The following is a 3,333-nucleotide window of genomic DNA, read 5'->3' as shown; positions in this document are numbered from 1 at the left end:
TGCATGAAAATACAAGAGTATAATCGAACAACGATTTAATCAGTGCTTCCCTGGCCGCCGAAGGCGGCAGACCCGCTTTATGCCCTGGTGCGAAGCACCTGCAGCCCACCACCCTTAGCCCCATCCACCTCATTTGGATTATTGACACTCATTCCATCAACCTGGCAGCCATATGCACTCTTTTCTGCATATCCTGCATACATCATAGGAATAGGAGATAATTGCAGTTGCTCGATAACATCGGATAAATCACGGAATAGTCGAAAAATATTTCATAAAAGTGCAAGAAAATTCACTTTTACTATTGCACATTTATGCAAGCAGATGTATAATTATCACATCTTAAGAAAAGCCTCCGTGAAGGGCTTGTGAAATTGTCTATTTAAAAAAGAAAGGCGGCATTCCTATGGCTGATGTTAAAAATGTAAAAAAAGTAGTTCTTGCTTATTCCGGCGGACTGGATACTTCCGTTATCATTCCCTGGCTGAAAGAAAACTATGGCTGTGAAGTCATTGCCTGCACCGTGAACCTGGGGCAGCCGGAAGATTTTGATGCTATCCATAAGAAAGCTCTCGCTTCCGGCGCTTCCTATGCGGAAACCCTGGACGTGCGGAAAGAATTCATTGAACAGTATGCCTACAAAGTACTGCAGGCCGATGGCAGATATGAAGGCAAATACCTGCTGGGGACATCCTTTGCCCGTCCGCTGATCGGCAAATGCCTCGTGGACATGGCCAAGAAATACGGTGCTGATGCCATTTGCCACGGCGCTACGGGCAAGGGCAATGACCAGGTCCGTTTTGAATTGACCATCAAGGCCCTGGCTCCCCACATGAAGATCATTGCTCCCTGGAGAATCTGGGATATGAAGTCCAGAGAAGATGAAATGAAGTATGCCGAAGCCCATGGTGTACCGATCGATAAATACGATGAAAAGCAGACGGACGAAGAAAAGGCTGCCCAGAAGTACCCCTATTCCATGGACTGGAATATGTGGCATCTCTCCCATGAAGGGGACGACCTGGAAAATCCGGCCAACCCGCCTCACAAGGATATGTACCTTGTCACCTGCGATCCGGAAGATGCTCCGGATAAATCGGAACTGGTTACCATTGATTTTGAAAAGGGCGTACCGGTGGCAGTGAATGGCAAGAAGATGGACGGCGTGGAACTGGTGAACACCCTGAATGCCATCGGCGCCAGAAATGGTATCGGCATCGATGATCTCGTGGAAAACAGACTGGTGGGCATGAAGTCCAGAGGAGTCTATGAGAACCCCTGCGGCTCCATCCTCTTCTATGCCCACACGGAACTGGAACGGCTCTGCCTGGATAGAGCGACCTTCCACTTCAAGGAAGTGGCCGCTGTGAAATACTCCGAACTGGTCTATGACGGCATGTGGTTTGCACCACTCCGGGAAGCACTGCAGGTCTTCGCCGAAAAGACTTCGGAAACGGTAACCGGCAAAGTGACCCTGCGTCTGTACAAGGGCAATATCATGTCCCACGGCGCAGAAAGCCCCTATTCCCTGTACAACGAAGAATTTGTCACCTTCGGTGAAGATGATGTATACAACCAGGCCGATGCAGAAGGCTTCATCAACCTCTTCGGCCTGCCTCTCACCATCCGGGCCCTCATGAAGGAGAAGAATGCAAAATGAGTGACATGATGTGGGGCGGACGCTTTACGAAAGCGGAGGAAAAAAATGCCCTGGATTTCAACGCATCCATTTCCTATGACTGCCGGATGTATAAAGAAGACATCGCCGGGTCCATGGCCCATGCGAAGATGCTTGCCCGCCACGGCATCATTTCAGAAGAGGACTGCCGGAAGATTACGGAAGGCCTGAAGAAGATCAGGAAAGAAATCGACGATGGAAATTTCGATTTCTCCGTGGACCTCGAAGACATCCATATGAACGTGGAAAAGCGGCTCACCAATGACATCGGCGATGCCGGCGCCCGGCTCCATACGGCCAGAAGCCGGAACGACCAGTGTGCCCTGGACCTCCATATGTATATGAAGCGGCAGATGGGCCGCATTGCGGAAAAGCTGATCGCCCTGGAAGAAGCGCTTCTCGGGGCTTCGAAAAAGTACAAAGATGTCATCCTGCCGGGATACACCCACATGCAGCGGGCCCAGCCGGTGCTCTTTGCCCATCATATGCTGGCCTATTTCGCCATGCTGGAAAGGGATTTCAAACGGCTGGAAGAGGCCTATGATATGGCGGATATGTCCCCCATCGGCGCCTGCGCCCTGGCAGGGACCACCTATCCTACGAATCCCCTGGAAGAAGCGGAAGACCTCCATTTCTCCAAAGTCTATGGAAACAGCCTTGACGCTGTGTCGGACCGGGACTACCTGCTGCAGTTCCTGTCCTTTGCCTCCATCTGTGCCATGCACCTGTCCAGGCTGTCGGAAGAATTCATTTACTGGAGCACCAGTGAATTCCGGTTCATTGAACTGGACGACGGCTACTCCACCGGCAGCTCCATCATGCCCCAGAAGAAGAATCCGGACATGTGCGAGCTGATTCGCGGCAAGACAGGCCGGGTGTACGGTGACCTTGTGGGCCTTCTGACCGTCATGAAGGGGCTGCCCCTGGCCTATGACAAGGATATGCAGGAAGATAAGGAAGGGGTCTTCGATGCCATTGATACCCTTTACTTTGCTCTCGATATCTATGCGGGCATGGTGAATACCATGACGGTGAACGGGAAGCATACGAGGGAAGTCCTGGAGCACGACTTTTCCAACGCCACGGACATGGCGGACTACCTGGCCAAGAAGGGTCTCCCCTTCCGCCAGGCCCATGCAGTAGTTGGTGGTGCAGTGCATTACTGCATCGAACACCACAAGGTGCTTCACGACCTGTCCATGGAAGAACTGAAATCCATGAGTCCCCTCTTTGAAGAGGACATTATGGATGCCCTGAAGATAGAAAACTGCGTGAAAAACCGGGAAAGCTACGGCGGCACAGGACCGAAATCCGTAGCCCGCCAGCAGGCCCATGGCGAAGAAGTAATCAAAGCCATGAAGGAACAGGCAGCGTCATGGAAACAGTCCATGGCCTTTCTGGGATAAAAGGGAGCCATAGCGCACCGCGCTTGGTATAGACAATTTCACAGGAAAAGCCCCCGCCTCGGCGGGGGCTTTTCCTGTGTGGGGATAGGGGGTTAGCAGGGATTGGAAGTGTGGCACATCCGATTTATATGGTGCCGTAAGTTATAGAAGAGTGCTTCCAACCGGATGATAAACTTCAAGGCTGTTAATGAGGAGAAAGGAGTTAGGGAAGCACTGATTAAATCGTTGTTCGATTATACTCTTGTATTT

General features: G+C 51.4%; 2 protein-coding genes. Both read left to right on the top strand.

Annotated features, from left to right (window positions below; genetic code table 11):
• Positions 1–406 precede the first annotated feature (406 nt).
• A complete protein-coding gene (locus tag QZR21_RS08695; RefSeq protein ID WP_296099196.1) occupies positions 407–1,660 on the top strand; it encodes an argininosuccinate synthase in 1,254 nt (417 codons plus the stop codon).
• Positions 1,657–3,084 carry an argininosuccinate lyase gene (gene argH, locus QZR21_RS08690; protein WP_296099199.1) on the top strand — a complete coding sequence of 476 codons (1,428 nt, stop codon included), beginning with the start codon at positions 1,657–1,659 and terminating at the stop codon, positions 3,082–3,084. Before QZR21_RS08695 ends, argH begins: the two co-directional genes overlap by 4 nt.
• Positions 3,085–3,333 lie beyond the last annotated feature (249 nt).

Origin of the sequence: uncultured Dialister sp. (genome assembly GCF_900541605.1) — a bacterium.
GTDB lineage: Bacteria > Bacillota > Negativicutes > Veillonellales > Dialisteraceae > Dialister.
The sequence above is the reverse complement of the archived record's forward strand: the minus strand, read 5'-3'. Positions and strand labels throughout refer to the sequence as shown.

What these genes read in the sequence shown, in the direction of transcription:
- QZR21_RS08695 (WP_296099196.1), top strand. Translation starts at nt 407, where the DNA reads ATGGCTGATGTTAAAAATGTAAAAAAAGTAGTTCTTGCTTATTCCGGC.
- argH (WP_296099199.1), top strand. Translation starts at nt 1,657, where the DNA reads ATGAGTGACATGATGTGGGGCGGACGCTTTACGAAAGCGGAGGAAAAA.